We start from the raw sequence: 25808 nt of genomic DNA on the forward strand, positions 1-25808 counted from the left end.
ACTTTGATGGGATCTCGGCGCGGGGTGGAGCAGCCCGGTAGCTCGTCAGGCTCATAACCTGAAGGTCACAGGTTCAAATCCTGTCCCCGCAACCATCTTGATTTGCGACGTCTCCTCGGTCACCACCGCGGAGGCTTTTTGCGTTCCCGCTCCGGCGCATAGTGTCAGCATCGATGCCAGCTCGCCGCGTAGGTCGATGGCTAGATTGCCGTCTTCTGGCGTCAGCACCACCGCCTCGATCAGCGCGCGCAACCGTTCGAACGCCTGCGCCTGCAGCGCTTCGTCCTCGAACGCTGCGGTAAGCTGTTCGACCTTCTTACGATACACGCGGCCCAAGTCCGGGGTAAGCAGCCTAGGCTCCGGGGAAACCGTCTCTGTGGTCTCCTGTTCGGCAAGTTCCAGTTCGGCGAGCAGGACCTTGCGCCGCTCAGTCCAGATCTTCATCTCCTCGACGAACACGGTCGCATCCACGCCTTTGAGGATAGCCGCCTTCGCGCACCCGAGCTGATGATCGAGATTGGCCAGTTCGGCTTCCCGCTCGGGGCGGGCGCTGACGGTTTCAGCGGTCAGGGGCCGGGTCTCTGCCTCGTATTCCGCGAGGAACGCTGCAACGATATCGTCACGCAGCATCTCGCTCGACAGGCCTGCCAGCACGCGTGTGTCGAGTTCGTCCTGGCTGATCGTCAGCCGGTTGTCGCACCAGTTGGGGCCCTTCTTGGCGGCGCCCTGGCAGCCGAACCGCGTCTTGCCCGATTTGGCATAACTCGCGCCGCAGCTGCCGCAGGTCATCTTGCCGGTCAGCAGATACCGCGGGCGCTGCTGCGCAAAGAACGGCAGGCCAGCCATCTCGGTACGCGGATTCGCCCCGCGCGATAGCGTCGCCTGGCGGGATTTGACCCTGTCCCACAATTCGATAGGTACGATGCCGAGCGCCGGGGACTCGACGTCATCGGATCGCTTGTCCTCCGGGTTGACGAAGGCATGACGTTTGCCCGTTTCCGGGTTCTTGCGATACGTCTGCTTGCCGTACGGCCGTCGGCCTACATACAGCGGGTTGTTGAGGATGCCGGTGCCACGTGCGGCATTGCCGGTCAGCGTGTTCGGCGTCCAGGCAGCGGCCTTGCCGAACGGATGTCTGCTGGCTTTGCCGCTACGCGGCGATGGCACGCCGTCGGCATTGAGGCGCCGCGTAATGGCGATGGGCGACAGGCCGGCCGCATAGTCCTCGAAGATCCGGACCACCACCCCGGCCTCATGCGGCACGATCTGCTGCAGACCGCGAATGCGTTCGCCGTTGCCGTCGTGCTCGATGCGCTTCTCATAGCCATAGGCAGAGCCACCGGGGTTCTTCCCCATCGCGTGACGACGCACCAGCGCATCGCGCGTCTTGTCGCTGGTGGCGCTCAGCTCCTCGGCGTTGATCGTACCGATCATGCCGATGTGTAGCGGCGTGACTATGCCTTCCTTGCGCGTCGCCAGGAGGATGCCGCGAAACCGGAGACGGTCGAACAATGTCGCGATGTCGGCCTGACTGCGCGACAGCCGGTCCATCGCGTCGGCGTAGACGATGTCGACGCCGCCTGCGGCAACGGCCGCGAGCAGCGCCTTCATACCCGGGCGGTGCATCGTAGCCGCCGATGCCGCTGCGTCTGTGAAGCAGTGCACCTCCTGCCAGCCTGCGCGCATGACCTTGCGCCGGCACATCATCAGCTGCGTCTCGATCGACTGCACGTCCTGTTTGTCCGTCGAATACCGCGCATATATCGCACACCGCTTTATCTTTCCTCCGTTCGTGCTTCCTGCATTTGCAACGAAGGTCGTCATGATGATCGCCTACCCGTTTTCGGGGCGACCTGGTTTTTCTCAGACCTCTGATGCCGCGCCAGGTCGCGCGCCAGCAAACGCGCGAGGTCCAGCGCGAGATCGTGGAGCGGGGAGGGGGGGCTGCGACGGCATCTAAGCCAGTTGGGATGCGCGGCATCAGCGTGAATCCAACCTTCCCACATAGTTACGACAAGGCATCGGCAGGCCGCCGTCGGCCGATCTACCGGTGTTCATACTGGTGGAAAGCGGACCGGCTGCTTTCGGGCAGCGTTCGCCGTAACCGGCCCTTCGTTCACGCTGTAGGGCAGGGGCCGATTGGCCGGTTTTCGGTGGAAAGCGGCCTCGTCTCTTTCAGGCGGCGTTCGACGTAATTGGGCCTTTGTTCATGCGGACCGACAGGGGATGCGCACCGAAGTGGGAATCAGAACTTAGGCTAACGCTCGATCCCGTCATAAGGGGATGACTTGCATGCGGAACATGCTCGTGAATTGGCGCCCGCACTTCGTAAAGCCGTTCGAACGTTTGCATCCGTCGCTTTCCCACTACTTGACCTTACGATCTATTAGCTTCGCGCGCTCGGCCCACCAAGCACCTCCATCACTACGGAGTGCGCTACGCACCCTGTCCAAATACCGGCGCCCCCGCGAGCTGTCGGCGGCTAGGTCGACCAACTCCTTCCAGAGCGTGCCGTCATCCACAACCGTTCCGAACTCGGCCGGGGGCAGATCCCGGTCAACAAAGTTCTCCACGACGGCGCGACGGAGCTTCTCGCACTGATCCCAATCACGCCAGATTGACCCGTATGGCAGCCGCGGCTTGACGATACGCCAAGCCGCGCCGGGCAGACGCTCGGAAGCCATCGCCTCATGGAGACGCTGCGTAGATAAGAAGAAAAGCCTGCCAGCCGACCTTGATCGCCATCCTCTGGCGCGGTTAAACAGGAAGGCGGCCAGCAAGTCCTCGCCCGCCACGTCATCCGTGGTTCTCGTGCGTTCGACTGCCTTGACCCACGGGTCGATCCCAATGCTGTTTGGCACGGCGTCGGGGTCGAGGGTTTCGGCAAGGAGAAACAGTAGTGGCCTGTACCACAATCCTCCATCTGCCATGCCTTCCGCAAGATCGTCCGTCCGCTGCGCGATGACGCGGACCCAGCCTATTCTTGAGCGAATGCCAGCGACGTCCAGCCGGGATAGGGCGGCGACCACAGGGCCGATGCCGAAGCGGTCGACCACCGCCATCGAACAGTCGTCACGGCCCGCCTCTACGAGCGCGATGACGATCCGGGTCGCTTGATTATGGTCTACATCCAGTGAGCGGATCAGTCCGATTGCGTCGATCGATGCGATCCTCCAGAACGACGCCCACTCTATGACGTCCCGACGGAAGCGAAGTACTACCGGAGCGGCTTCTGGCACGGCCTCGATAAGCTTAACCAGATCGTCGGCATCCGCTTCCGGAAGTGCGGCTTCAACTGCATGGTGGAGCGGATCGTCATCGGCCAAGTCTTCGGCGAGGAGATCGGCCTTCCATCGGAAGAGGGCCCGTCCGACAATAGCCGGGTCGACTCCAAACAGGTCGCGCTCGGCCCGAACCTGCTGCAACGCGAAGTTGACGAGCTGACGGTCCTCTAGACCCGACCGCGTGAGCACCGCGCGCGCGACCGCGGCGCGCGCCATACGGCCTTGGCCTGGACCCAGCCGCTCGAATTCAGAAACGGCGTCTGCCAACCTCAATGGACCGGCGTTAGGCTCCAACGCGATGTGCAGATGGACCAGCGAAATCATGGCTGCCCGCCCATTGGTGACGTCGGAACCCACGTCGCGTAGGAATTGCCGCAGGCCCGATCGTGCCGGGCGCTCGAGGTCGTCGAGTAGCGTGGCGACCCACTCCCCCTGCTCATCTGAGGAAGCAACAACGCCTTCTGGGATCCTTAAGCGACTCGATCGACCTGTATCTATCAGTTGGAGGTCAAACGTGTCCGCCGACGTTGAACGGTCGTCCGCTGAGAACGAGCAGAACCGGAAAGCGCGCCGCAGTCGAGGCCACTGCTGCATCCAGATGGATACAAGGAGACCATCATCTTCGGGACCCTGGCGTTCGGAAACAATCTTGACCTTCGGCTTTCCGTAGAGCGCGCTGACCCACTGCCTTGCTCGCTCGAGATAGGGTGACGGTACCGCCGTCGGTGACTTCGTTACCTCGACCGCGAGCTGAGAGGCGAAGCCGGAGAGGCCTGCCCCGGTGGGGCGCCGGAAGAGGTCGAGTAGGTCTCCCGCCGAGCGAAGGCGCGCCAGGTCAGCAAAGTCGATGAGGAGTGAGTGGGTCCATACACAGCCCGGCCGGTTCATCTCCGGCGCGGCCCACGTCCGTGCTAGAACGTACTTGCCGGAATCCGCGAGCGGGTAGCCGGTCAGATAGCCTTCCAACGGGATGCGGTTGCCGCTTCCGGAGGCGTCGCTCAGTACCAGCATGATGCGGGCGTCGGGCTGCGGGACCTTGAACGATCCGTTGATGAGACGGTGGCCCTCGCTGTAGCCGTGAAGCGTCTGGTCGAGCTTTATGCGGTCAGTGCTCAATGCATCAGCCATTGCAACGGCTCGGTCAGATCGTTCGACTCCCGCTCGCCAAAGAAGAGGCGGATGCGGTCACCCGGAGCATGCCCTCGAGCACACTGTCGTTGCCTGTCAGTTCACGCTGAAGGGCTTGAGCTTCGTCCTCCATGCGTTCGGCATGCACAAGAACCCGCGCGCCTTCATCGGTTAAGACGAAGCCGTCTTTGGTGCGCTGGAACAACGTTTGCCCAACGGCTTCCTCCAGTGCGCGGAGACGACGGCCCATTGTAGGCTGGCTCTGTCCAAGGCGGCGTCCCGCACCACCGAGACTTCGCTCGCGCGCAACGGCGAGAAATACCCGCAGGTCACCCCACTCCATGATCGCTCCTCAAAAGTGAATGCTCCTCGTGCAATAACATTCATTTTCGGCGAGGGGAAATGAGCCCACATCAATCTCAGTTCAACTGAGGTTACGATGATGCCCGCAAAGACGATGTTATCTGAATGTCGGCACAGGTCAGCCAGATCTGCTTGCGCAGGCGCTGATCGGATAACGGTAAGCTCCACGCGCTGGATATCGAACCGCGAGCAACGCTGCTCGATATATTGCGAGAGCGCTTGCAGTGCTGTGACCGAAGCCATCATGATTGCGAAGGAGCGTGCCTGACATGGCTACCAAAATTGGTGAAAACGCGCAGCGTATCGACGGCCCGGACAAGGTTCGCGGAAATGCCATCTACGGTGCCGATCGTGCCGTACCGAAGATGGCTTTCGCCATCCCCGTGGCCGCTACAGTTGGGAATCGTACATTCGTGACGTCGTTTCCTGGCCGGTAAACGGCATCAAATCGAAACGTGAGGTCTGAGCTCGGACTAGATGCACGCCACCGGTAAGGCGGCCATCCCGTTCGGCTCCGATACGGATGACGTGCTCTGATGCCGGTCGAAAACTGGTCGCATGAAATACCTGCTCGCGAGGCACCACGAGCTTGACGGGGCGGCTAACGGCACGGGCCGCTACCGCCGCAAATACTGTATGTGAGGATAATGAGCCGCGCTGGCCGAAAGCACCGCCCACGTAAGGTGAGACAACACGCACATTTGCCAACGGGATACCAAGCTGGGCGGCAAGTCCGCCTCGCATCGCAGATGCCGCCTGCGTACCTTCGTGGACAAGGAGCTTCTCACCATCCCACTCGGCGACGGTCGAGAGAAGCTCAAGTGGGTTCTGGTGTTGCGGCGGTGTGTTGTATGTTTGCTCAAACTGGACAGGCGCGGCAGCGATGGCCGCCTCCGGGTTGCCGGCGACAAAATCCTTGAAATATTTCGTGGCCTCGGCCTGCAAGAGCGACCTGGTTCCCTTCGCGTCCAGCTCCACTGCGGCCGGCGCTACGGCGTAGCGGACGTCGATCAGGCTAGCGGCTCCTAACGCTGCCTCCATACTTTCTGCAATAACGAGTGCGATCGGCTGACCGCGGTACATAATTTCCGCCTCCTGCATTGGCTGGAAGCTTTGGCTCGCCGTTCCACCGGCAAAGGAGAATTGGGCAGGCTGTAGTCGAACCATGTTTAGGTGCGTGAGTACGGCCAATACACCTGGCGCACGCTCCGCACGGTGCGTGTCCATCGCTGTGATCGCCCCCTTGGAAGACGTTCCGTGGCGCAAGCACGCTGGTTAGGTCCGACGTTCAGACGCCCGGTTTCATGCGTGCGCCCTTCGAGGCAGCCTCGTTCTTTGCGCTCGAAAGCGCAATGGACGAACTAGCCGAGAAGACTGGCATAGATCCGATCGCGCTCAGGCTCGCAAATGATGTCCACAGCGATCCGATTAGCGGCAAGCCCTATACAATGCGGAAGCTGAAGGAGTGTCTGGAGAGGGGCGCTGATCGGTTCGGTTGGAGCAAGCGTAATGCGCGTCCAGGTTCGATGCGTGAGGATGACGGCACGTTGATTGGTTGGGGCGTAGCGGCGGGGGCGTACCCTTATATCTCTGCGGTCGCGGAGGCCACGGCGCGGCTCGGCGTTGACGGTTCGCTGACCGTTGACGTTGGCGGACATGAGATGGGACAGGGCATCCGAACCGCAATAGCGATCGTCGCTGCCGGGGAGCTTGGGGTAAGTGCTGAGAATGTAATTGTCAGGATTGGCGACACCTCCCACGGCCCACAACATACAACCGCGGGTTCATGCGGAGCGGCCACGGTGTTACCTCCTGTGCAGTCGGCGGTCCGGGATATTCGAGCGCAACTCGACAAGCTGACCGGGAGTGGAAAAGGCCTCAAGCCCACTGACGTCGCTCGGCTTATTCGTGCGACCGGAAAGACGGAATTGATAGGGAGGGGGGTGAACCTTGGCCCTAAGAATGACCCCTCTGCACTAACTCTCGCCGACAAAGGCATGCTGTCCTTCACAGGTCCGGAGTTCCCTGAGTTCGTAGCGTTCGCGTATATCGCGCACTTCGCCGAGGTTCGCATTAAACCGGGTACTCCGACGCCACGTGTCACCCGCTGGGTGAGCGTAATCGACTGCGGACGCGTTATCAGTCGCCGGACAGCCACAAGTCAGGCCTATGGTGGCATCGTATGGGGAATCGAAGCAGCGTTAAGCGAAGCAAGCGAGGTCGATCCGCGGTTCGGCGGTTTCGTTAATAATAACCTTGCCGATTATGCAATGGCCGTGAATCTCGACATACCTTCTCTGGACGTGTCGTTCATCGACGAGCCAGATCATCAAATAAACTCGTTGGGCGCAAAAGGAGTTGGAGAAGTAGTGAGCGTCGGCGCCATCGCCGCTGTCGCAAATGCAGTTTACCATGCGACGGGCAAGCGTGTTCGCCATTATCCTATCCGTGCCGACGATCTGATGTCTTGAGCGGTTTCGTTAGCTTAAGCGACGCGCCCCAGCGCCTGACCGTTACTGAGCACAGAACGACAACGTCAATGGCTGTGATCGACCAGATTGGGTTGTCACGAACCAATCACGTACCTAGATGCGCAGGATAATTGGAGTACCACATGTCCGACGATACCTACGCGCCCAATCCTGTTGAACTCGCAACCGATTTGACGATTGCTTGGCTAAGTAATCCAAATACCCGCACTTCGGCTGATGACGTTCCGGCATTTCTCTCGCAAATGCATGCCAGCGTATTGAGCCTTGTTGGTGGCTCGGTGGAGCCACCTGTCCCCGAAACGTCCGCCCAGGAATACACCGGCGCGGTAACGGCCCGAAAGTCGCTTGCCAGCCCCGATCATATTATCAGCATGATCGACGGCAAGCCATACAAGACGCTGCGACGCCATCTGGCGACCAACGGCCTGACGCCAGCCGAATACATCCAGCGGTACAACCTCAAATCGGATTACCCGATGGTTGCCCCGACCTATTCGGAAGCACGTCGTACGATGGCCAAGAGCATCGGATTGGGTCGCAAGCCTGGGCAGACCAACGCTCCCAAGGCAGACGCCCCTAAGGCAGCACCGCGCAAGCGTAAGACTGAAGACGCACCGGCAGAGTAAGCTATATGGCTGGCCTTTGGAAACAAGAGGCCAGCCAAGTAGTCGCGCCTTGGTCAGCTGCGCTGCTTGACGATCGGTAAAGAGCTGGTTGGGTCATGTCGCATAAGGTGCCTGACGCTAAAGTCAGCGATGATCTTCAAAGCCCTTGATCAACACGTGGCCTGGTCTTTCGCTCGTTTGATCGTCCGGGCCGATGCGTCGAGCAGAGACATCATCTTCGGGTACATATTGTGACTGGCGGGCGACGAAGGCGGGGCCAGGGCACCTATCACGATCACCTGACTAAGCAGCTTATACTTTTGTCGCGGTGTTTTTCTCTTCGACGGCGCTGAAGGCATCCATCGTCCGAGTTGAGTAGACCAGGGCCGCGCCGGCGTTAACACTGATAGCTACGCCAAGGGCTTCCGCTAGTTCCGCACGATTGGCTCCGTGTTTATAGGCGGCATCGGTGTGGACCGCGATACAACCGTCGCAGCGTAGGCTTACCGAAACTGCCAACGCGATTAATTCGCGGATTTTTCCGTCGAGCTGGTTGGTATTGTTTCCGGCCTGGCCGAGCTGACCATACCCCTTGACCGTGTCGGGGCTCAGCTTGCCAATTCCACCGACGCCGGAAAGCACTTGCTGACGATATGTATCCCATTCCATCATATGCATGGCTATCGAGATCCTTTTTCGGTTATTTGATTTTCGGCGACCGATGGACAGGTCAGTTCGAAGGTGCCGGCTCGAATGTTTCGGCAGATGGAGGCGACGCACGAGCGGCTTCGCATCCCGACACTGGCGTTAATTCAGAACGATACCGATCGCTGCGTTATCCGCATTGTCGCCCATCCAGTAGCCGTAGCTCTGGGATACCTCGACGAAGTGAAGCATATCGGCAGGCGTCGGCGGGGGAAGCGAGCCAGTCTTAGCTCGTCCGACGTCAATAAAGAACTGGCCGAGTTTGATAGTCGTAATGAGGATCAGCGACACGTCCTGACCGGAGGCGTTACGCAATGCGTGCCGCGCGCCACTCATGACATCAAAAACGTCACCGGCTTGAAGAACGTGCCACGCCCCATCGAGATAGCCCTCAAGTTTACCCGAGAGAATATAGAACGTCTCCCGGTCATCATGGCTGTGAATCGGCACCGTTACGCCGTTCGGAATCGAGACATCGGCTACGCAGTATTGCTGATCAGCCAGTACCGGGGTTCGGTACGTAAATATAGGGCCGACATATATATCGACGATAGGCAGGTCTAAGTCATATTCTGCGGACATCTAATAATCCCTTGACCGGTGTCCGGGGGAGAGGCTGGACACCGATCGTTTGGCTAATATGTGAGCCCTTACGTGAATTGACCATCGACACTTTCGTTTGCTTAGTATGCATATGTGTTTGGTGCGACCATGTCTTGATACTGGTAGCTTCTTACCTGGGTGCTTCTCGAGCACTATCGGCTTAGGAAACTTCAATGCCCATGATCGACGTCTACGCGCCGGCAGACATGTTTTCTGAGGAGGCGGGCCGCTGTCTGGCATCTGACTTAACTCAGGCGGTTTTAGCTGCAGAGGGGTTTCCCGATCCTGCCCCCGTAAATGTGCAGCATGTTACGGGATTCTACATTCATCGTTTGCCGTCTTCGGACGTCCATACTGCCAGAACGGGTAGTGCTCGTACGGTGCGCGTCGACGTCATCGCTGCGGCAGGTGGCCTTACGTCTGCAGCCAAAAAGGTAATTATTGAAGCGGCAACCGAAATCGTTGCCCGTCACGCGCTCGACAAAAATCAAACTAATCGCACATTCGTAGTCGTTCATGAGGCGGCCCCGGGCGGATGGGGTATCGCGGGTAAAACCTTCAGTAAAGATAATGTCGCCGACTTTCACGCGCTGGACATGAGCTAGATTAGCTACACAATTCTCCTCCTCACGCTCCCCGGAGTAATGGACGTCTTGGTAGATCAGTTTTCTGATTACAGGTAAAGAACCGCCGGAGGGCATGTTCTAACCGGTTCTGTGAGACTTGATAACTGAAATAAGGGTTTGGCCCAGACTAGCTACGGAGGCTTGGAATAAGGATTGCGAGTTATGTTGGCCATAGGAAAGCGTCACCTATCAATAATACTGACCGTCGCGATAGTGGTATTGATATTGCTCGCACTTGAGGTTCACGTCATTCCATACGCCTTGATATTAATTGTCTGGGGCGGCGCACTACGGGCCTTCCCGTACGCTTGGCCGCCTAACCATTGATCGAGGTCGCGCCGTGATAAACACTGCCACTGGGTCAATCAGGATAGAGTGCGATATATCAGGCCTTTAACCCGAGCTTGGCGATAACGGCTCAAGGTACGTTGGTCGATCATGCATATCTGCATAAAGTCCGTGCGCAATCGTGAGTGGTCGAGGGACCACCTTGAGCAGACAACGACCTGACTCGGTTGCTCCCGGCAACTTCCTCACACATCAAAGGATAGTGAGATGACGTTGGATCCAGTAGATTGGGCAGCGACGCGCGAAACCGGCCATCGGATGGTCGACGACATGTTGAGTTGGCAGGAGAGTATCCGGACGCGCGCTCCATGGCAGCCCGTACCGTCTGCGACGAAGCTCCGCCTTGATGAGCCTGTCCCCTATGAGGGCATGCCTTTGGACGCGCTGTACGACACATTCGTTCAGGATATCCTGCCTTACCCAACGGGCAACGTTCACCCCCGTTTTTGGGGATGGGTGATGGGGTCGGGAACCCCAACAGGGATGCTCGCAGAGATGCTCGCTGCAGGCATGAACTCACATGTCGCCGGCTACGACCAAGCGGCTTCTGTTATCGAAAAGCAGGTCTTGGCTTGGCTGAAGAAGCTGATGGGATACCCGGAAACGGCAAGCGGTCTCCTAGTTAGCGGCGGAACGGCCGCGAACCTTAACGGTCTTTTGGCAGCTAGGGTCGCGAGAGCCGGCTGGGATGTGCGCGAAGAAGGTCTTCAGGGCGGCCCGCCCCTCACTGTTTATGGTAGCAGTTCGGCATCCGCTCGGAACGCCGCCTGTGCGAGGAGGTGCACCTCAACCTCGCATATCGTTGGTTCTGCCGGCTCAATCTGGGCGACCGAGTGCCCGACCATTCCACCTTCTCCAAGAACCGGCACGGCCGCTTCCGCGCCTGCGACCTACATCGTCTGCTATTCGAGCAGGCAGTCACGCGGTGCGCCGTGGCCGGGCTGGTAACGGGGCGCGACTTGGCGGTGGACGGCAGCACGATCATGGCCGACGCCAGCCGCGAGAAGAAGCTGAAGGGGGCCGACGCCGCAGACGAGCTTCGTGCCGGGGAAAGCATATCGCGACCCGTCGCCGAATATCTGGCGGCGCTCGATGGCGCGTTGCCGCCGGACCCCGACGAACCAGCGCCCGTCGGTCCGACCAGCATCTCGCCGACCGACCCGCAGGCGGCGCTCACCTGCAAACACGGACCGGCGCGCTACGCATACGCCATTAACCCCCTGCTCGACCTCGACACCGATTGCATCCTCGACGTGGAGGCGACGCCCGCCCGCTTCGCAGCCGAGGTGGCGGCGACCCGGACGCTGGTGTCACGCGCCGGCACTAGGCTGGGCATCGAACCCGCTAGTCTCTCGGCCGATAAGGCGTATGGTAGCGGTCGGCTGCTCGGCTGGCTGATCGACCGGAACATTACGCCATACATCCCGGTCATAGCCCGGACCCGCTAGCGGGTCGCCTTCTTCACCCGGGATGCCTTCCGCTACGACCGCGAAGCGGATGCCTACTGCTGTCCGGCGGACAAGCTGCTCAGCCATTGCGGCACCAACCGGACCAAGCAGGTGCGTGTCTACCGAAGCCGGCCAGCCGATTGCGCCGCCTGCGAGCTGAAGCCGCAATGCACCATCGGTCCGAAGCGAGGTGTCACCCGGCTCGTCAGCGAGGAAGCCCGCGATACCGTGCGCGCCCTTGCCGGCACCGACGCCTATGTGCCCGCACGGCGTCGAAGACAGCGGATCGAGCGCGTGTTCGGCCACCTGAAACGCAACCTGGGGCTACGAACGCTCAAGCTGCGAGGCCTGTCAGGAGCCGCCGAGGAGTTCACGATGGCAGCCGCGGCATACAACCTTCAGCTGCTCGCCCGGCAGGCTGCGCCGGCCTGATACGCGGCGTATCCTACCGTGCCGGCGTCACCGGCCGTCCGCCACGCCGATTTCGCGCAGGCCTTTTTCAACGGTCTCGAACGGTTGTGACACCCTGTACCGACGGCTTTCGGCTTTCGAACGTTCCAATCCTGAAAGCTGATTGGCAAAAAGTACCCAGAATAAGACGTTCCGACCGGCTCGCCGGACTCGCCCCGGCGGTCAGTCCGCACATATGAACGAGCGGCAGGTTTCGGGCAGAGGGAAGGGGCACCTGAATGGCCGGGATTGGGTCCGCTCAGACCTCGGTGCGTTCGGCCAATTCCAAAGCGTCCTCCACGTCAACGCCCAAGTAGCGCACCGTGCTGTCGATCTTGGCATGGCCGAGAAGGATCTGAACGGCGCGGAGGTTGCCAGTCGCCTTGTAGATGATCGACGCTTTCGTGCGCCGTAGCGAGTGCGTCCCATAATCCTGCGCCGGTAGGCCGATGCCGACCACCCACTCGCGCACGAGGCGGGCATATTGCCGCGTGCTCATGTGGTCCATGTAGTCGTTGCGGCTCGGGAAAACGAAGTCGTTCAGTGTCCCCCCACGTCGCTCCAACCATGCTCGCATCGTCTTTCTCGCCGTGTCCATTATCTCGAACTGAACCGGTCGTTTGGTTTTTTGCTGAACCACGACGGCGCGGTCACGGACGCGCCCGCCGGAAACTACATCGCCGATCCGCACCCTGACCACGTCACAGCCGCGGAGCTTGCTGTCGATGGCGAAGTCGAACAGCGCTCGGTCGCGCAGTCTCCTCTGCTGGTCGAGCCAGAAGCGAATGGCCCAGACCTGTTGCTGTTTCAGCGCCCGCTTCGCACCAATCAGCCGGCCTTCGTTCCAAGGCCGAAGTTCGTGAAAGGCGGGGTCCATTGACGAGTGACCCATCGATCATCTCCATCGGCCCAGATCGGTCAATCGAGTATACGCATGCGCAGTAAACCGCCGGTTTAGAAATGTGGTTGATCGGCCGTCGATGATGCTGAACGAGCTGTCGGTTTCGGGCGGCGCCTGGCGGTCGCTGTGCAGCCGGAAGTGGGTCTCAAAGGCCCGCCGGTCGCCAAGCAAAGATCTTCGGTATAAAGGCATGCCGCGATCACGGCAAAAAGGACGCCATCGTGATAATCGAGCATCTCACACCTGACGCTTATGGCCTCCTTATCCTAGCACCTGAGATTGCGCTTGGCAGTGGCTGGCTTGGCGGCGACAGGGTCGTCGGTCGCGGAGCCATTCGTGACCTTTTAAATAAGGCCGCTCGTTTCAACGAAGACGAACGACAGAGACTGACTATCCATTTGCCCGGCAGAGCGCTTACGCTCCGGTTGGATGAGATTGAAAAATACTACGGAGCGTAACACTGCTCCGCGATGGTAGCTGAATGGATGCCCGCTTGGCAATTTAATGGCTGAGTGGCCGGAAGTAAATCTTCCTGACTCTATCAGCATAAACTGAAGTGCGAAAAGAGGGCGCGTCATCGTGATTTCGCACCTTTGAAGCCGCACCTCTTGATCGAACGAACAATCACCGTCGCCGGGCCCGATAAGGATGCGAGGTAGCTGCGTAGAGCTTGTCGTCGGTCAGCGACATGAGCGATGCTGGCTCCGTTAAGCGGGACGGGCTTTCGGTTGAACTGGATCCGCTTGGCTGTCAGGCTCAGACTAATCGATTGGGGAGAGGCGCGATGGACACGATACGGCGGATTGGCTGGTTCTATTTCGTTGGGTTAATGGCGGTCGTCGCGATCGGGTATGTTCCCGGATTCCACGATGCCGACGGCAATCTGTTCGGGCTGTTCAAGCTCGACCTGTACGACGACAGCCTGCACGCATTTTCGGGAATATGGGCTGGGGTCGCAGCTTGGTGGTCCTATGGCGCGACGCGAACCTATTTCCGGCTGTTCGGTCCGCTCTACTTTGCCGATGGGGTGATGGGGCTGTTCCTAGGCAGCGGCTATCTGGACGGCGGCATCTTCCTGTACGGGCCAATCCAACAGTCGCTCTATGCGCATGTCTTCGCCAATCTGCCGCATTTGCTGATCGGCGGGTATGCGATGCGGGTCGGCTATCGGTTGGCTGCAACGCAACGGACGGCGGTCGCGTGAAGCGACGCTGGCGCCTGCTCACGGGTCTTGGCGCCATAGCAGCCGCGTTGGTGCTAGTGCCGATCGGCGGCATCGAACTGGGCTGTCCCGCGGTGCCGGGGGGCGCCCAGATGCCGCCGGGCCCGAGCATGGTTCCCGTCGCCGCGCGTCGGCCGGAGGCGCGGACTTGGCTTACCTATCCCGAATGGCACATCGTCTATTCGGCGGAAAGCCTTGGTCGGTATCTCGGCAAGGGCGGGCGGCCTAGCGGGTATGACTATGGTGCGGATGTCGCCGGCTTCTGGCGCAGCTATTGCGCGATCAACCGCGTCGCCGGGGCACAGTCGGGCGCCGCCGACGCCAAGCAGATGATCTACGTCATCGGCATCAGTTTCACGGTCGAGATGGCAGTCAAGGCGGGCTGGGAGTCGACGATCGGCCGGGTTAGCGAATGGCTGGGTGGCTGGCACAGCCCGGAGGATCGTTACGCCGCCGGCGTTCAGCAACGCTATGGCGCTTTCATGCATGAGGTGCCGTGGTACGGTTTCGATTTCGTCGGCGCTCTCGCGGGTTTGTGGAGCACGGATGGTGCCTGGTCGATCGTCCGCCGCCCCGAGCGACGCGTCGCGCTGAGCGCGGAATATGGCATCAAGGCGGTGTATGCGAAGGGGATCGGTGCGCTCGCGGCGATGCAACCCGACGCTACGACGCTGGTCATGACAGTGATTGCATCGCCCCAGGTGATCGCGGCCGTCGATCCGCGACTGCATCCGCTGGCGACGGGGAACGGGCGCACGCGCGTAAGCGCGCCGCGTTACGGGCAGTTCACCGATTTGCTGTCCAAGCTGGCGGAACATCGCCTTGAGGTGGAGAGCATTGCCGGCAACCGCACCATCTTCATGACGGTGCTCGCGCCGACCAAAGCGGTGCCCAGCGCGGCGCTGCTCGCGATGCCGCTTGGCGATCGCCCGGGCTGGTCGCGCTACGGCGTTACCTTACCGGTGACGGAGCTGACGGCGCGCATCGCCGCTGTCCGCGCATCGGGCGCGACGATCGAGCACGTGTATGATTACTAGGGTCGCGCGCGGGGCGGCGCTGGCCCTGCTGGTGCTCGGGCTTTGGACGCTGGTGATGATCGCGATGCCGTTCGTCGGCCCTGCGGGACGACAGGTAGCGGTGATAGGCGACGGTGCCGCTGCGGTGCGGGCGATCGCAGTGGCGGGCGGCAGCGTCGTCGAGGTCCGGCGCGGTGCGACGCTGGCGCGCTCTGCCGATCCCCGCTTCGTGGCAGCGCTCTACGCGGAGGGGGTGCCGCTCGTGATCGAGGGGCGGGTAGCCGCCGGCTGCTTCGCGAAAGCGGGGGCGTAGCGCGCGTACCATGTGTTGCTAAAGAGCCCGTCGGGATCCCAGGCACGCTTGGTCGCGAAGAATGCGCCGATCTCGGGATAGGCGCGTTCGAGCTGCGCGGGCGAATAGTGAAGCTGATACGGCAAGAAGAACCGCCCGCCCTGCTTCGAGGTCAGATCGATGAGGTCGCTGGTCAGCCGGCGCATCCTCGCAGTCCCGTCCGCGGTGGTCGTCTGATTGAGGTAGAGCACGACCGAAAAGGCGGGGGCAGGGGCATAGGACAGCGCGTTGTCCTCGATCCCGACCGCACGGATCGAGGCGTTGACGACATTGGCGTCCTGCGCCCGAAAAATGTCACGCATGCCATCGATGAACGGCAAGATCCGTTCGCGCGGCACGAAATACTCGTGGAGGATATCGGTTTCGCCGGGGAGGTCGTTGAACAGATAGGCGACCGAATCGTGCATCGGGTCGTTGCGCGCGACCAGGCAGGCTTCACCCGCCCCCTGCGCCTGCGCGCGCGTCACGGTGCATGTCTCGATCCGGTGCTCGATGTTCTTTTCGCTCCACCATTTCAGCGCCTTGAACAGGTCGTTCTTCTTGGCGAGGTTGACTGTCAGCCGCCGGACCTTGGTCGACGCGACCTCGCCCAAGGGTTGCCGCAGCAACGCCTGATCCTTGGGGAAGCGCCGATATTCATACACCAATGCCTCCTGCAGCAGTGTCTTGGGCGCGGTGGAGAGGTGGACGTAGCTGAGGCCGACACTGGGATCCGCAGCGATCCGCGCGAACGTGTCGGGAAAGGCGCGATAGTCGATCAGCTGGCGTTCGGAGCGGTAGATGTCGTTCGGCACGACATCGAGCACCGCAGAGAGAATCACGGCGAACAGCCCATAGCCGCCGACGATGTGGCGGAAGAGATCGGCATTCTCGTTGCGCGAGGCGGTGACGACCTGACCGTCGGCGAGCATCACGCGCAGGCTGCGCAATGATCCCATCACCGCGCCCGCCTGATGATCCATGCCGTGCGCGTTGACCGAGATCGACCCGCCGACCGAGAAGATGTCGGTCGACTGCATCGCCTTCACCGCGAAGCGGGGATGCACCGCAAGCTGGATCGCATGCCAGGTCGCGCCGCTGCCGACGGTCACGGTCCGCGCGTTCTCATCCAGCCGGATCGTCTGCATCCCCCGCATGTCGAGCACCACGCCGCCTGCGCGGAACGCCTGTCCGCCCATCGAATGCTTCACGCCTGCCGCCGATACCGGCAGGTGGTGTGCTCGTGCATAAGCGAGCGCTGTCGCGACATCGGCCTCGCTGCGTGGGCGGACTACGCCCGCCACGGCGGTACGGCTGAGGCAGCTCGCGTCGTTGACGGTGCCGCCGCGTTGCGACCAGCGCGGCTCGGCGAGAGTGGCCGGCGCAGTCGATGAAGCAATCCCGGGCAGGTGGGGTAGAACGTCGGCGCAGTCCTTGGGCCCGGTCGGGCCAGCCGCGAGCGGTGCGACATAAAGCGCCCCGGTGCCGCCGGTTAGTGCCAAGGCGGAGACCCCCACGAGAAGATATCGGCGTCGTGACACGGGACCTCGCCTTCTGCGCCATGATCGCGCCCAAGCCGTTGCCAAGGTCGCGTCTATGATGTTCGTTGCTAACTCGCTGAAGGCCGCCATGCAAACCCAGTTGGCCACGCAGGGTCAAAGCCGGTCGTCTCGTTTGCTCCATCACAGTCCGGTTTCGAGGACATCCTGTCGAAGCGGTGTTTTGATCGCGCAGAACCCGGATCGGCGGTGACCGACGAATCCGCTCGCTACTGCCAGACAAGGCGGTGACATGAAACTGTCACCGCCTTGTCGCCCGGAAGTCGCACACAGGCGCTAGGCGAGCCCAGGCACGGCCTTGGGGGCACCATTACATGATCAGGATTTCGAAGGTTGCGCTGGCGGCCGGGATCGCGGTGAGTGCGCTCCACGCGGCGACCGTCCACGCACAGACCGCGCCCGCGCTCGCCCCCGCGATGACGGAGCCGACGGAGTCGGCCGAGCCTACCGATATCGTCGTCACCGGCACCCGCGCCGGAGAGCGCAAGGCGATCGAGGAGAAGCGCAAGGCCGACAATTTCGTCGACGCGATCTACGCCAACGATGTCGGCAAGCTGCCCGACCAGAACGTCGCCGAGGCCGTGCGCCGTATCCCCGGCCTGTCCGTCGCCAACGATCAGGGCGAAGGGCGCTATGTCATCATCCGCGGGATCAACCCGGATCTCGTCAACGTCACGCTCAACGGCATGACCCTTCCGGCGCCCGAGCCCGAGGGTCGGCAGGTCAAGCTCGACGATATTCCTTCGGCGCTCATCAGCGCGGTGGTCGTCACCAAGTCGCTGACCGCGGATCAGGATGCAAACGCGATCGGCGGGTCGGTCGACGTCCGGACGCTGTCGGCATTCGATCGCAACAAAGCCTATTTCGCGGATGCCCGCGCCGCCTATGGCTGGTCGAAGCTGAACGACGGGCATCCCTATGAGGGCGATATCCAGGTCGGCGGCCTGTTCGGCCCGGACCGCCAGTTCGGCGCGGTGCTTTCGGTCAATTATTCGAAGCGGCCGATTGAATCCGAGAATTTCCAGGGTTCGACAAATTACCGCGTGCCGGTGGCCGCGAACGGCTTCGACGTACCCGACCAATATGGCCTGCGCGACTACAACCTGACGCGGACGCGCAAGGGGGCGGTGCTCAATCTCGACTGGCGGCCAAGCGATACGACCAAATTCTTCCTGCGGGGCACCTATTCGGCGTTCGACGACAACGAGACGCGCGACCAGTTCATCATCGACAATCAATCCGCCTTCACCAACCAGACCGCGACGACCGGTACGTTCCGCGGCCGCGGCAGCGTGCGCGTGCGGCGGCGGCAGGAGGAGGACAACACCAAGTCGGTACAGGGCGGTGGCGAGTTCGATCTGGGGCCGGGGCATCTGGCGATCAGCGGCGGTTACGCGCGCGCGGAGAAGCGCGATCCGCTGCGCTCGGAGTATAATTTTCGCACCGGCGGCACCGCGCTTACGGTCAATTACGACGTGTCCGACACCCCCTATGACTTCGTGCCGACCAATACGGTGGCGCAGACCGCATATACCTTCAACAGCGTCAATTACGACCGCCGGCTCGCGGTCGAGAAGCTGGCGCAGGGGCGGATCGATTACACGATCCCGCTCGCGTTCGGCAGCGACGGGTCGTCGATCAAGATCGGCGCGAAATATCTCGACCGACACAAGACAAACAATCGCGACTACGTCACCTATGGCCTGACCGCGGGGCGGACGTTCACGCTCGCCAACGTGTCCTATCTCGGCGACACGAGCTTCTACGGCAGCGACTACACCTTCGGCCCCAGGATCGATTACGATCGTGGGCAGGCCTATCTTGCCGCCAATCCGGGCACGATCACGCTCAACACGGCAGGCTCGATCAACAACAGCCTTGCCAACGATTACGACGTCAAGGAGCGGATCATCGCCGGCTACGCGATGGCAACGCTGAAGTTCGAGAAGCTGACGCTCGTTCCCGGCGTCCGCGTCGAGCAGACACGCGACCGCAGCCAGGCGAAGCTGATCACCGCGACCTCGTCGATCAACTCCGGGTTCAACAGCTTCGGTTCGAAGCAGTATACGGACGTCTTCCCTGGTCTCAACGCCCGCTTTGATGCGACCGACGATCTCGTCCTGCGCAGCGCGGTGACGACGTCGATCGGCCGTCCCAATTATGCGCAGCTCGCGCCGTTCGTGTCGGTCGACCAGACCACGAATCCCAATTCGGTCTCGCGCGGCAATCCGGACCTGAAGCCTTACAAGGCGCTCAATTTCGACGGCGCTATCGAATATTACCTGCCGGGCCAGGGGCTGATCTCGCTCGGCGGCTTCTACAAGAAGCTCGACGACCCGATCTACGCCCAGTCGCTGCTCGGGCAGAGCGGCACCTTCGCCGGTCAGGCGCTGACCAACGCGACCGTGTCGACCGCGCTCAACATCGACAAGGCGAAGGTGTACGGTGTCGAGGTCAATCTCCAGACCCGCTTCACGTTCCTGCCGTCGCCGCTCGATGGTTTCGGCGTCAGCGCCAACTACACACGCATCTGGGGCAACGGGAATGGCACCATCCTGGGCGCGACGCCGCGGACCGGCGACATCCCGCTGTTCCTGCAATCGAAGCATGTCGGCACCGCCCAGATCTTTTACGAGAAATACGGTTTCGCTGTTCGCGCGGCCTATTCCTATCGTTCGGCCTATCTCGACACGCTGGGTGCGACGGCGGCGCTCGATCAATATACCGATCACAACGGCCAACTCGACGTTAACGCCAGTTATCAGGTGACGCCGGAATTGACGTTCTTCGCGAGCGCGACGAACCTGACCGACGCGCCATGGCGCCGCTACATCGGCACGAGGGCGCAACTGGTCGAGCGCGAACGCTACGATGTGTCGTTCCGCTGGGGCGCGCAGCTCCACTTCTAGGATTTCCGATGCGATCCATCCTCTGCACTGCCGCCGCGATCCTCCTGGCCTCAACCGGTTCGGCCGTAACCGCACAGGCCGGCCTGCGCGTCGACCGCGTCGTTATGCTGATGCGCCACGGCGTGCGTCCGCCGACGAAGGCGCCGCCGATGCCGGCGGGAACGGCGGCGGAGGCCTGGCCGGACTGGCCGGTCAAGCCCGGTTATCTGACGCCGCACGGTGCCGACGCGCTGCGTCGCCTGGGTGCAGCCGATCGCGTGCGCTTCATCGCCGAAGGCGTCATGCCGCGCACCGGATGCGCGGCCGTGCGCATCGTCGCCGACAGCGATCAGCGCACGATCGCGACCGCCTACGCCTGGGCCGCGGCGGTAGCCCCAGGCTGCAAGGCGGACATCACGCATCGTCCGCAGGATGTCGGCGATCCGATCTTCTCGGCGATCGACGAGCGCGCGGTCGCCTTCGATGCCGGGGTGGCGCGAGCCGCAGTGCTGGCCGATGCCGGACCCGACGGTATCGCCGGTGAGGAACGCCGCCTGCGCCCGGTGCTGTCACGGCTCGACACGATCCTGTGCGGGTCGGCGCGCGCCGTCTGCGGTGTCGCCGGTGAACCGTCCGCGCTCGCGCCAATTAAGCCCGGCAGCCGGCCAAAACTCTCCGGCGCGCTCGATCGCGCCTCGACTGTCGCGCAGATCTTGCTGCTGGAATATGCCGAGGGCAAGCCGATGCGCGATGTCGGCTGGGGCCGCGCGACCGCCGCCGACATTGCACGTGCGTCCGAACTCCACGCGGTCGAGTTCCGGCTACTCGCGCGCCCGCGCTACGTCGCGGCGGCGAATATGGCGGGGATCGCTCCCCTGGTCCACAATGCGCTCAGCGATGGGCGGGCCGATGCGCCTGTGATCACGATGATCTCGGGACACGACACCAACATTGCGAGCCTCGCAGGCCTGCTCGACCTGCACTGGCAGGTTCCAGGACTAGCCGCAGACGATCCTTCGCCGGGTGGCGCGATCGTGTTCGAGCGGTTGGTTGATGGATCGGGGCACCGCTATGTTCGTGCGGTCTACCGGTCTCAGACGCTGGATCAGATCCGCACGCTTGCGAATTTAGGTGGTGCGACCAGGCCCTATCGCGCCGTGATGCCGATAGCGACCTGCTCCGCGCTCGGCATCCGTGGCCTGTGCACGCTCGACGAATTCGAGGCCGTAATAACCGCAGACGTCGCCAGGCTGGCCGGATAGTGTGCCCGACACGAGGATGATCGTCTTCCACGACGTAAATTGTTAGCGGTTGCGGCGAAAGCTCTCTTTACGAGCTTGATCCCAGAATTCGAGGAAAGAACAGCGATTGCGCCAGCGAATACTTGCACAAGTCGCGGATCGATATGAACGAACGACCGGTCTCGGGAAGTACAGATAATCCATTGAGTGTCTGGGATTGGGTCGTAGCGGTTGAAGGGCACAGGATCTAATCCGCCCACCTGTCGCCATTCACTTAATGCGCTGGCGTAGTCATAAGCGGACAATCGTTCATAACCGGGTCCCGCGAAGGTATGTCTCTCATCGATCGGTTCGAACTCTCGGTGCCCTTGATCCAGGCGCCGATGGCGGGCGTCGCCACACCTTCGCTGGCGGCAGCGGTATCCGAGGCGGGAGCCTTGGGGTCGATCGGGGTAGGCGCGACCGACGCCCTCGGCGCACGGGCTATGATCGAGGAGGTGCGCAGCCGCACCACCCGCGCGTTCAACGTCAACGTCTTCGTCCACGCTGACGCAAAGGCCGATCTTTCGCGGGAAGCACAATGGCTGGATTGGCTTGCCCCGCTGTTCGCCGAGTACGGCGCAGAACCCCCCAGGGCGCTCAGGACCATCTACAAGAGCTTTGCAGACGATCCCGACATGGTGGCGGTACTGCTCGATCTCGCGCCGCCAGTGGTCAGCTTCCACTTCGGGTTGCCGTCCTCCGACGTGCTCTCGGCGTTGCGAGCGCGCAGTATCTACCTCATGGCGACCGCAACCAGCCTCGACGAAGCACACGCGATCGAAGCGGCGGGGATCGACGCGGTGGTCGCGCAAGGGATCGAGGCTGGCGGGCATAGGGGTGTCTTCGACCCCACCGCGCCCGACGACGCGCTCGGCGTGTTTGCGCTTACCCGGCTCCTGGTACGCAAGAACAGCCTACCAGTTATTGCAGCTGGCGGGATAATGGACGGCGCCGGCATCGCCGCGGTGCTCGACCTCGGCGCATCGGCAGCTCAACTGGGAACTGCCTTTGTCGCGTGCCCGGAGTCGGCCGCAGACGATGCATACCGGGCGGCCCTTACCGGTGCGGGCGCTTACCACACCGTCCTTACGTCGCTTATTTCCGGTCGACCGGCGCGTGCGCTGGCCAACCGGTTTACGGCTCTGAATCAGTTGATCGATGAACGCCGACCGCCTGATTATCCTATTGCCTATGATGCAGGAAAGGCCTTGCACGCGGCTGCCAAGGCGCAAGGCGAACACGGCTTTGGGGCGCAATGGGCAGGGCAAGGTGCACCACTGTCTCGTGTCATGCCGGCAGCAGCCTTGGTCGGGGTGCTGCGAGAGGAACTCGAATTGCGACGGATTTGAGGTCTGGTTGCGCGTTGCGACGTTCGCTGATCGGACTCCCCGTTTTCTCACTCGAATCCGTCAAAAAGATTGTCCAGCGTACTGAATGCGGCCGTACGAACGAGATGAACGAATGGCCGAAGTTGGAAACATGAAAAGTGGTCGCTAATGGCCGCAATTGGGTCGTCGGGCCTGCTTCGAGGAGGCTTTGCGTTACCCTCGCGCTCACAGCCGCAAACCGTCGTCGCCTATGACATGCTGTGTGCTTATAGGTTGGCCTGTTCCTCTTTGTTTAAGTCAGCATCGGGACCGTAATAGAGTTCAGCGCACGCGTCGCGCAGGCAGCCACCCTCGATCTCGATATCGTCCCGATAGGCGTCCCCGATGAAGCCGAGAGTATCAACGTGCTTTGCCTCGAAATACATCGGATGCACATCGTTGCGACCAGCACCGTAAACGACGCGGCCGACTTTCGACCAGATCGATGCCATCGTGCACATGCCGCAGGGCTGGAGTGTCGAGTATAACGTCGCCCCGCGCAGCTCCAGTTCTCCGGTTTGCTCACAAGCCCGACGGATCGCCATCATCTCGGCATGAGCGGTTGCGTCAGGCAACTCCTTGGTCTGATTGCGTTCGGCGGCAATCACCCTCCCGTCTAACACGATGACGCATCCAAGCGGGGAGGTTGAGGGATCGGACCCTTTGGAGCGCGCGACGTCTATCGCCATTTGCATCCACTGTTCGTCGGTATCGGTCTGCATTGCGTTTCCACCTAATTGCAGTTGCTGTTAGATTTGGCGTGTCGATCCGGTTGCTGCGTCAGCTCTGAACCACCCTGACGGTCGCTCCTGTGGGATCGACCGGATCCATCACGAACGCGCCGGCATCACGGTTCGCGACAAGCCATGCGACGTGTGCGGCAGTGATGCGCTGGCCCGGCACCAGTCGAGGTACGCCGGGCGGCGCAGGCGCGATCATCTCGGCTGCGATCCTTCCCTCAGCCGCCTCGTAGGCCACCATCTCGGCTGAGCCGTAGAGTGCCGCAGGCCCAGGCATCGCCATGTCGACGGAAAGGGTGCCGATCCCGGGCACAGGCGAGATTTTGGGAAGTGTGGAGGGGTCGGAAGCGAGCTGCTTCACGAGATCCTCCAACCCGCGGACGAGCTTGCGCAGATCGGACCTTGTCGTGCCCAACGAGAGAACCGCCAGAATATGCCGGGTATCGGACAGCCCCATGCTGATCCGGTGATGCTTGTAGAGCCAATCGTCGATGGCATACCCCGACACGCTTAGCGCCGAGACGTCGATCAGTACCTTCGTGACGTCCAGATCGGCGTCTGCCGGCAAATCGTCGCGACCAAACACGCGTAGCGGCGCGATATCGGCAATCTTCTTCCGAAGCTTCTCCGCCAGCGCAATGACGCTGGTCCACAGATGCTCGCCGTTCAGCGCGTGATCTCGCCGGGTCGCGTCAAGCGTCGCGAGGATCGGCACTGACGGGCTGGTGGTTTCGAAAAGCTCATAGGCCATCCAAAGGCGCTGGCGATCGATCAGGTCGCCCTTGGTGACGATTACCGACCCTTGCGCGAGGGCTCCCATCGTCTTGTGGGCGCTGTAGACAGCGACATCAGCCCCCTTCGTAAGCGGATCGTCCGGGAGCCCCTCACAGAACGCGAAGGCGCCGCCCCAGGCGGCATCGACGATGAGGGGGATGCCGCGATCGTGACAAACAGCAGCAAGCGCCGCTATGTCACTCGTGACGCCGTAGTAAGTCGGACTGACGACGATGAATGCCTTGGCAGTGGGATGCGCCACCAGCGCGGCGCCAAGCGCCTGCGGCTCGACGCCATGCTCGGTGTCCCATGCGTCGTCGATTTGTACGGGGACAATGACAGCATTGAGCCCCGTCGCGAGCGCGTAGGTACGCTCGGCCTTGTGGGCATTCGCCGCGACCAAAATGGTGTCACCTGGTCCGGCGACCGAGGCCATAACCGTGTGAAGACTCTGGGTGGATCCGCCGGTTACAAACCGACAAAAGTCTGCATTCCAGGCCTCCGCCGCGATCTCGTGCGCACGTTGAAGGGCCAGCTTGCCTTCGGTACGATCATCGAGCCCCTTCGGGGTCAGGACGTCGGCTTGGAAAACGCGCTTGCCGAGCAGTGCCTTCATCCCGCCAGGAATGGCTGCACCCTGGTTGTGGCCCGGCGCTCCAAATCCGATGACCGGCCTCTTCTCGATCGCCGCCAATGCATCGGCCAACGGCGCACTCTTCTGATCCATGCCGAACCCTCTCCTGATCGAGTGGGTGAAACGCACGGATACTGGAAAGTCCCTTCACGACGGTTGATCTTCTTTACCAAACAGGCAGTTATCCGCCGAAGGCGGACATGAATCAAACCTCCCGCTGAGCTGTCTAGGGCGCTCATCGATAGCAAAGCCCTTTTCCAACATTCCGTCATCAAGGGTACGAAAGAGGAAGAGCTATGAGGAACGAGATGCCGATCAACGTCAACGCGGCGAGTGCGGCGGAGTTGGACGCCATCCCGGCGCTAGCGGGGCACGGGTTCGAGATCGTCCGCTATCGTGAGGAACGTGGCGGGTTCAGTGACCTGAGACAACTTGATGAAGTACCCGGTCTTACCGGTAAGGCCGATGGGGCGACTGCTTCACTGACCGTCGGCGATCGCTGACTCAGGCAGGGGCCAGGCTTTGGAACGCCGCGATAAGAGCTTGTTCGTTGATCGGTTTGTCGAGAACAATCATCGATGGCCGACTGACATGGCATGCTTCGCGCGTCCCGGTCACGAAGATAACGGGTGTCGGCCCATGCTCCAAGATGATGGCTTCCACCGCGGCAGGGCCGGTGCCGGCCGAGAGATTGACGTCGGACATGATGATCGAGGGAGGCCTCAATCTCGCGGCATCGATAGCCTCATCTTGCGAGGCAGCCTGATCAAAGGATGTGCCGCCAGCCCGTTCGATTAGCTGGATGATGTGATCGGCGATGAGGAAATCATCCTCGATGACGAGCACATGGCACATATGAAAGATCCCGATAAGCTGAGCTCTTAACCAATGTGGTCACGCAATGGGCCCGCCACGGCGTTAATAAATGTCAGACAAGGTCGGAGATTTAGATCGGCGCTTCGATTGCGAAGCGAACACCTTCCGGCAGATATTGGATTTCCGCCTTGCCGCGGATGTGGCGTGACAGGACGCGCTCAATCA

Annotated in this window: 22 protein-coding genes, 1 tRNA gene and 3 pseudogenes; 15 read left to right on the top strand and 11 right to left on the bottom strand. The window is 61.6% G+C overall.

The window, feature by feature from the left end:
- Positions 1-18: 18 nt before the first annotated feature.
- Positions 19-95 (top strand) — tRNA-Met (locus BM244_RS22235).
- Here BM244_RS22235 and BM244_RS23935 read toward each other — a convergent pair.
- From BM244_RS23935 to BM244_RS22265, 4 genes are all read right to left on the bottom strand, one after another.
- Positions 52-1824 (bottom strand): recombinase family protein, encoded by a 1773-nt coding sequence (locus BM244_RS23935; RefSeq protein ID WP_368086102.1) that lies wholly within the window; start codon positions 1822-1824, stop codon positions 52-54. The two genes, BM244_RS22235 and BM244_RS23935, sit on opposite strands and share 44 nt — an antisense overlap.
- 542 nt (positions 1825-2366) lie before the next feature.
- On the bottom strand, positions 2367-4412 hold the full coding sequence (locus tag BM244_RS22255; RefSeq protein WP_093401103.1) for a GAP1-N1 domain-containing protein: 2046 nt from the start codon (positions 4410-4412) through the stop codon (positions 2367-2369).
- A gap of 13 nt (positions 4413-4425) precedes the next feature.
- Positions 4426-4755 carry a LysR family transcriptional regulator gene (locus tag BM244_RS22260; protein WP_093401104.1) on the bottom strand — a complete coding sequence of 110 codons (330 nt, stop codon included), beginning with the start codon at positions 4753-4755 and terminating at the stop codon, positions 4426-4428.
- 410 nt (positions 4756-5165) lie between these two features.
- Positions 5166-6041 carry a xanthine dehydrogenase family protein molybdopterin-binding subunit gene (locus BM244_RS22265; RefSeq protein WP_302847317.1) on the bottom strand — a complete coding sequence of 292 codons (876 nt, stop codon included), beginning with the start codon at positions 6039-6041 and terminating at the stop codon, positions 5166-5168.
- On the opposite strand from BM244_RS22265, the pseudogene BM244_RS23940 reads away from it, so the two are divergent.
- The 3 genes and pseudogenes from BM244_RS23940 to BM244_RS22275 form a co-directional block, all read left to right on the top strand.
- A pseudogene (locus BM244_RS23940) lies at positions 6035-6172 on the top strand (molybdopterin cofactor-binding domain-containing protein); the annotation flags it as partial. The gene BM244_RS22265 and the pseudogene BM244_RS23940 overlap by 7 nt on opposite strands.
- Before the next feature lie 51 nt (positions 6173-6223).
- Positions 6224-7246, top strand: coding sequence for a xanthine dehydrogenase family protein molybdopterin-binding subunit (locus tag BM244_RS22270; RefSeq protein ID WP_368086103.1), 1023 nt, complete (start codon positions 6224-6226; stop codon positions 7244-7246).
- Positions 7247-7389: 143 nt separating this feature from the next.
- On the top strand, positions 7390-7893 hold the full coding sequence (locus BM244_RS22275) for a Ros/MucR family transcriptional regulator (RefSeq protein ID WP_093401107.1): 504 nt from the start codon (positions 7390-7392) through the stop codon (positions 7891-7893).
- 291 nt (positions 7894-8184) lie between these two features.
- Here BM244_RS22275 and BM244_RS22280 read toward each other — a convergent pair whose 3' ends face one another.
- Together BM244_RS22280 and BM244_RS22285 are read right to left on the bottom strand one after the other, a co-directional pair.
- Positions 8185-8544, bottom strand: a complete 360-nt coding sequence (locus BM244_RS22280) for a carboxymuconolactone decarboxylase family protein (RefSeq protein WP_093401108.1) — start codon at positions 8542-8544, stop codon at positions 8185-8187.
- 135 nt (positions 8545-8679) lie between these two features.
- Complete coding sequence (locus BM244_RS22285; protein WP_093401109.1) at positions 8680-9159, bottom strand: cupin domain-containing protein; 480 nt, start codon at positions 9157-9159, stop codon at positions 8680-8682.
- Between the two features lie 194 nt (positions 9160-9353).
- Here BM244_RS22285 and BM244_RS22290 point away from each other — a divergent pair, with 194 nt between their 5' ends.
- The 4 genes and pseudogenes from BM244_RS22290 to BM244_RS23730 all read left to right on the top strand — a co-directional run.
- Positions 9354-9785, top strand: a complete 432-nt coding sequence (locus tag BM244_RS22290; RefSeq protein WP_093401110.1) for a tautomerase family protein — start codon at positions 9354-9356, stop codon at positions 9783-9785.
- 639 nt (positions 9786-10424) lie between these two features.
- Positions 10425-10814: pseudogene (locus BM244_RS23945) on the top strand (hypothetical protein); the annotation flags it as partial.
- 89 nt (positions 10815-10903) lie between these two features.
- The gene (locus BM244_RS23725) at positions 10904-11602 is read left to right on the top strand and encodes a transposase (protein ID WP_302847318.1); all 699 of its coding nucleotides are present in this window, start codon (positions 10904-10906) and stop codon (positions 11600-11602) included.
- A 72-nt stretch (positions 11603-11674) separates the two neighbouring features.
- A pseudogene (locus tag BM244_RS23730) lies at positions 11675-12034 on the top strand (transposase); the annotation flags it as partial.
- Positions 12035-12311: 277 nt separating this feature from the next.
- Here BM244_RS23730 and BM244_RS22300 read toward each other — a convergent pair.
- Positions 12312-12929 (bottom strand): tyrosine-type recombinase/integrase, encoded by a 618-nt coding sequence (locus BM244_RS22300; protein WP_093401111.1) that lies wholly within the window; start codon positions 12927-12929, stop codon positions 12312-12314.
- An 808-nt stretch (positions 12930-13737) separates the two neighbouring features.
- On the opposite strand from BM244_RS22300, the gene BM244_RS22305 reads away from it, so the two are divergent.
- The 3 genes from BM244_RS22305 to BM244_RS22315 are packed head-to-tail and all read left to right on the top strand — an operon-like array spanning position 13738 to position 15504.
- On the top strand, positions 13738-14157 hold the full coding sequence (locus BM244_RS22305) for a DUF4383 domain-containing protein (RefSeq protein ID WP_093401112.1): 420 nt from the start codon (positions 13738-13740) through the stop codon (positions 14155-14157).
- On the top strand, positions 14154-15212 hold the full coding sequence (locus BM244_RS22310; RefSeq protein WP_093401113.1) for a hypothetical protein: 1059 nt from the start codon (positions 14154-14156) through the stop codon (positions 15210-15212). Before BM244_RS22305 ends, BM244_RS22310 begins: the two co-directional genes overlap by 4 nt.
- Positions 15202-15504 carry a hypothetical protein gene (locus BM244_RS22315; protein WP_254784776.1) on the top strand — a complete coding sequence of 101 codons (303 nt, stop codon included), beginning with the start codon at positions 15202-15204 and terminating at the stop codon, positions 15502-15504. Before BM244_RS22310 ends, BM244_RS22315 begins: the two co-directional genes overlap by 11 nt.
- Here BM244_RS22315 and BM244_RS22320 read toward each other — a convergent pair.
- Positions 15432-17024 carry an FAD-binding oxidoreductase gene (locus BM244_RS22320; RefSeq protein WP_254784778.1) on the bottom strand — a complete coding sequence of 531 codons (1593 nt, stop codon included), beginning with the start codon at positions 17022-17024 and terminating at the stop codon, positions 15432-15434. The two genes, BM244_RS22315 and BM244_RS22320, sit on opposite strands and share 73 nt — an antisense overlap.
- Positions 17025-17395: 371 nt before the next feature.
- Here BM244_RS22320 and BM244_RS22325 point away from each other — a divergent pair, with 371 nt between their 5' ends.
- The 3 genes from BM244_RS22325 (at position 17396) to BM244_RS22335 (ending at position 22601) form a co-directional block, all read left to right on the top strand.
- A complete protein-coding gene (locus BM244_RS22325; RefSeq protein ID WP_093401115.1) occupies positions 17396-19990 on the top strand; it encodes a TonB-dependent receptor in 2595 nt (864 codons plus the stop codon).
- An 8-nt stretch (positions 19991-19998) separates the two neighbouring features.
- Positions 19999-21231, top strand: a complete 1233-nt coding sequence (locus tag BM244_RS22330; RefSeq protein WP_093401116.1) for a histidine-type phosphatase — start codon at positions 19999-20001, stop codon at positions 21229-21231.
- A 311-nt stretch (positions 21232-21542) separates the two neighbouring features.
- Positions 21543-22601 carry an NAD(P)H-dependent flavin oxidoreductase gene (locus BM244_RS22335; protein ID WP_093401117.1) on the top strand — a complete coding sequence of 353 codons (1059 nt, stop codon included), beginning with the start codon at positions 21543-21545 and terminating at the stop codon, positions 22599-22601.
- Positions 22602-22846: 245 nt separating this feature from the next.
- Here the strand turns inward: BM244_RS22335 and BM244_RS22340 are convergent, their stop codons facing one another.
- Both BM244_RS22340 and BM244_RS22345 read right to left on the bottom strand, forming a co-directional pair.
- Positions 22847-23341, bottom strand: coding sequence for a nucleoside deaminase (locus BM244_RS22340; RefSeq protein WP_093401118.1), 495 nt, complete (start codon positions 23339-23341; stop codon positions 22847-22849).
- 58 nt (positions 23342-23399) lie between these two features.
- Positions 23400-24839, bottom strand: coding sequence for an aminotransferase class I/II-fold pyridoxal phosphate-dependent enzyme (locus BM244_RS22345; RefSeq protein WP_254784780.1), 1440 nt, complete (start codon positions 24837-24839; stop codon positions 23400-23402).
- A 224-nt stretch (positions 24840-25063) separates the two neighbouring features.
- Here BM244_RS22345 and BM244_RS22350 point away from each other — a divergent pair, with 224 nt between their 5' ends.
- Entirely contained in the window at positions 25064-25270 is a 207-nt protein-coding gene (locus tag BM244_RS22350; protein ID WP_235518058.1) for a ComEA family DNA-binding protein, read from the top strand.
- A gap of 1 nt (position 25271) precedes the next feature.
- Here the strand turns inward: BM244_RS22350 and BM244_RS22355 are convergent, their stop codons facing one another.
- Positions 25272-25622, bottom strand: coding sequence for a response regulator (locus BM244_RS22355; protein WP_093401120.1), 351 nt, complete (start codon positions 25620-25622; stop codon positions 25272-25274).
- Positions 25623-25808: the final 186 nt, after the last annotated feature.

Origin of the sequence: Sphingomonas sp. OK281 (genome assembly GCF_900115295.1) — a bacterium.
Lineage (GTDB): Bacteria > Pseudomonadota > Alphaproteobacteria > Sphingomonadales > Sphingomonadaceae > Sphingomonas.

Coding starts and splice junctions, on each gene's coding strand:
- BM244_RS23935 (WP_368086102.1), bottom strand. CDS start 1,824: ATGACGACCTTCGTTGCAAATGCAGGAAGCACGAACGGAGGAAAGATA.
- BM244_RS22255 (WP_093401103.1), bottom strand. CDS start 4,412: ATGGCTGATGCATTGAGCACTGACCGCATAAAGCTCGACCAGACGCTT.
- BM244_RS22260 (WP_093401104.1), bottom strand. CDS start 4,755: ATGGAGTGGGGTGACCTGCGGGTATTTCTCGCCGTTGCGCGCGAGCGA.
- BM244_RS22270 (WP_368086103.1), top strand. CDS start 6,224: ATGCGGAAGCTGAAGGAGTGTCTGGAGAGGGGCGCTGATCGGTTCGGT.
- BM244_RS22275 (WP_093401107.1), top strand. CDS start 7,390: ATGTCCGACGATACCTACGCGCCCAATCCTGTTGAACTCGCAACCGAT.
- BM244_RS22280 (WP_093401108.1), bottom strand. CDS start 8,544: ATGATGGAATGGGATACATATCGTCAGCAAGTGCTTTCCGGCGTCGGT.
- BM244_RS22285 (WP_093401109.1), bottom strand. CDS start 9,159: ATGTCCGCAGAATATGACTTAGACCTGCCTATCGTCGATATATATGTC.
- BM244_RS22290 (WP_093401110.1), top strand. CDS start 9,354: ATGCCCATGATCGACGTCTACGCGCCGGCAGACATGTTTTCTGAGGAG.
- BM244_RS22300 (WP_093401111.1), bottom strand. CDS start 12,929: ATGGACCCCGCCTTTCACGAACTTCGGCCTTGGAACGAAGGCCGGCTG.
- BM244_RS22305 (WP_093401112.1), top strand. CDS start 13,738: ATGGACACGATACGGCGGATTGGCTGGTTCTATTTCGTTGGGTTAATG.
- BM244_RS22315 (WP_254784776.1), top strand. CDS start 15,202: ATGATTACTAGGGTCGCGCGCGGGGCGGCGCTGGCCCTGCTGGTGCTC.
- BM244_RS22325 (WP_093401115.1), top strand. CDS start 17,396: ATGATCAGGATTTCGAAGGTTGCGCTGGCGGCCGGGATCGCGGTGAGT.
- BM244_RS22330 (WP_093401116.1), top strand. CDS start 19,999: ATGCGATCCATCCTCTGCACTGCCGCCGCGATCCTCCTGGCCTCAACC.
- BM244_RS22335 (WP_093401117.1), top strand. CDS start 21,543: ATGTCTCTCATCGATCGGTTCGAACTCTCGGTGCCCTTGATCCAGGCG.
- BM244_RS22340 (WP_093401118.1), bottom strand. CDS start 23,341: ATGCAGACCGATACCGACGAACAGTGGATGCAAATGGCGATAGACGTC.
- BM244_RS22350 (WP_235518058.1), top strand. CDS start 25,064: ATGAGGAACGAGATGCCGATCAACGTCAACGCGGCGAGTGCGGCGGAG.
- BM244_RS22355 (WP_093401120.1), bottom strand. CDS start 25,622: ATGTGCCATGTGCTCGTCATCGAGGATGATTTCCTCATCGCCGATCAC.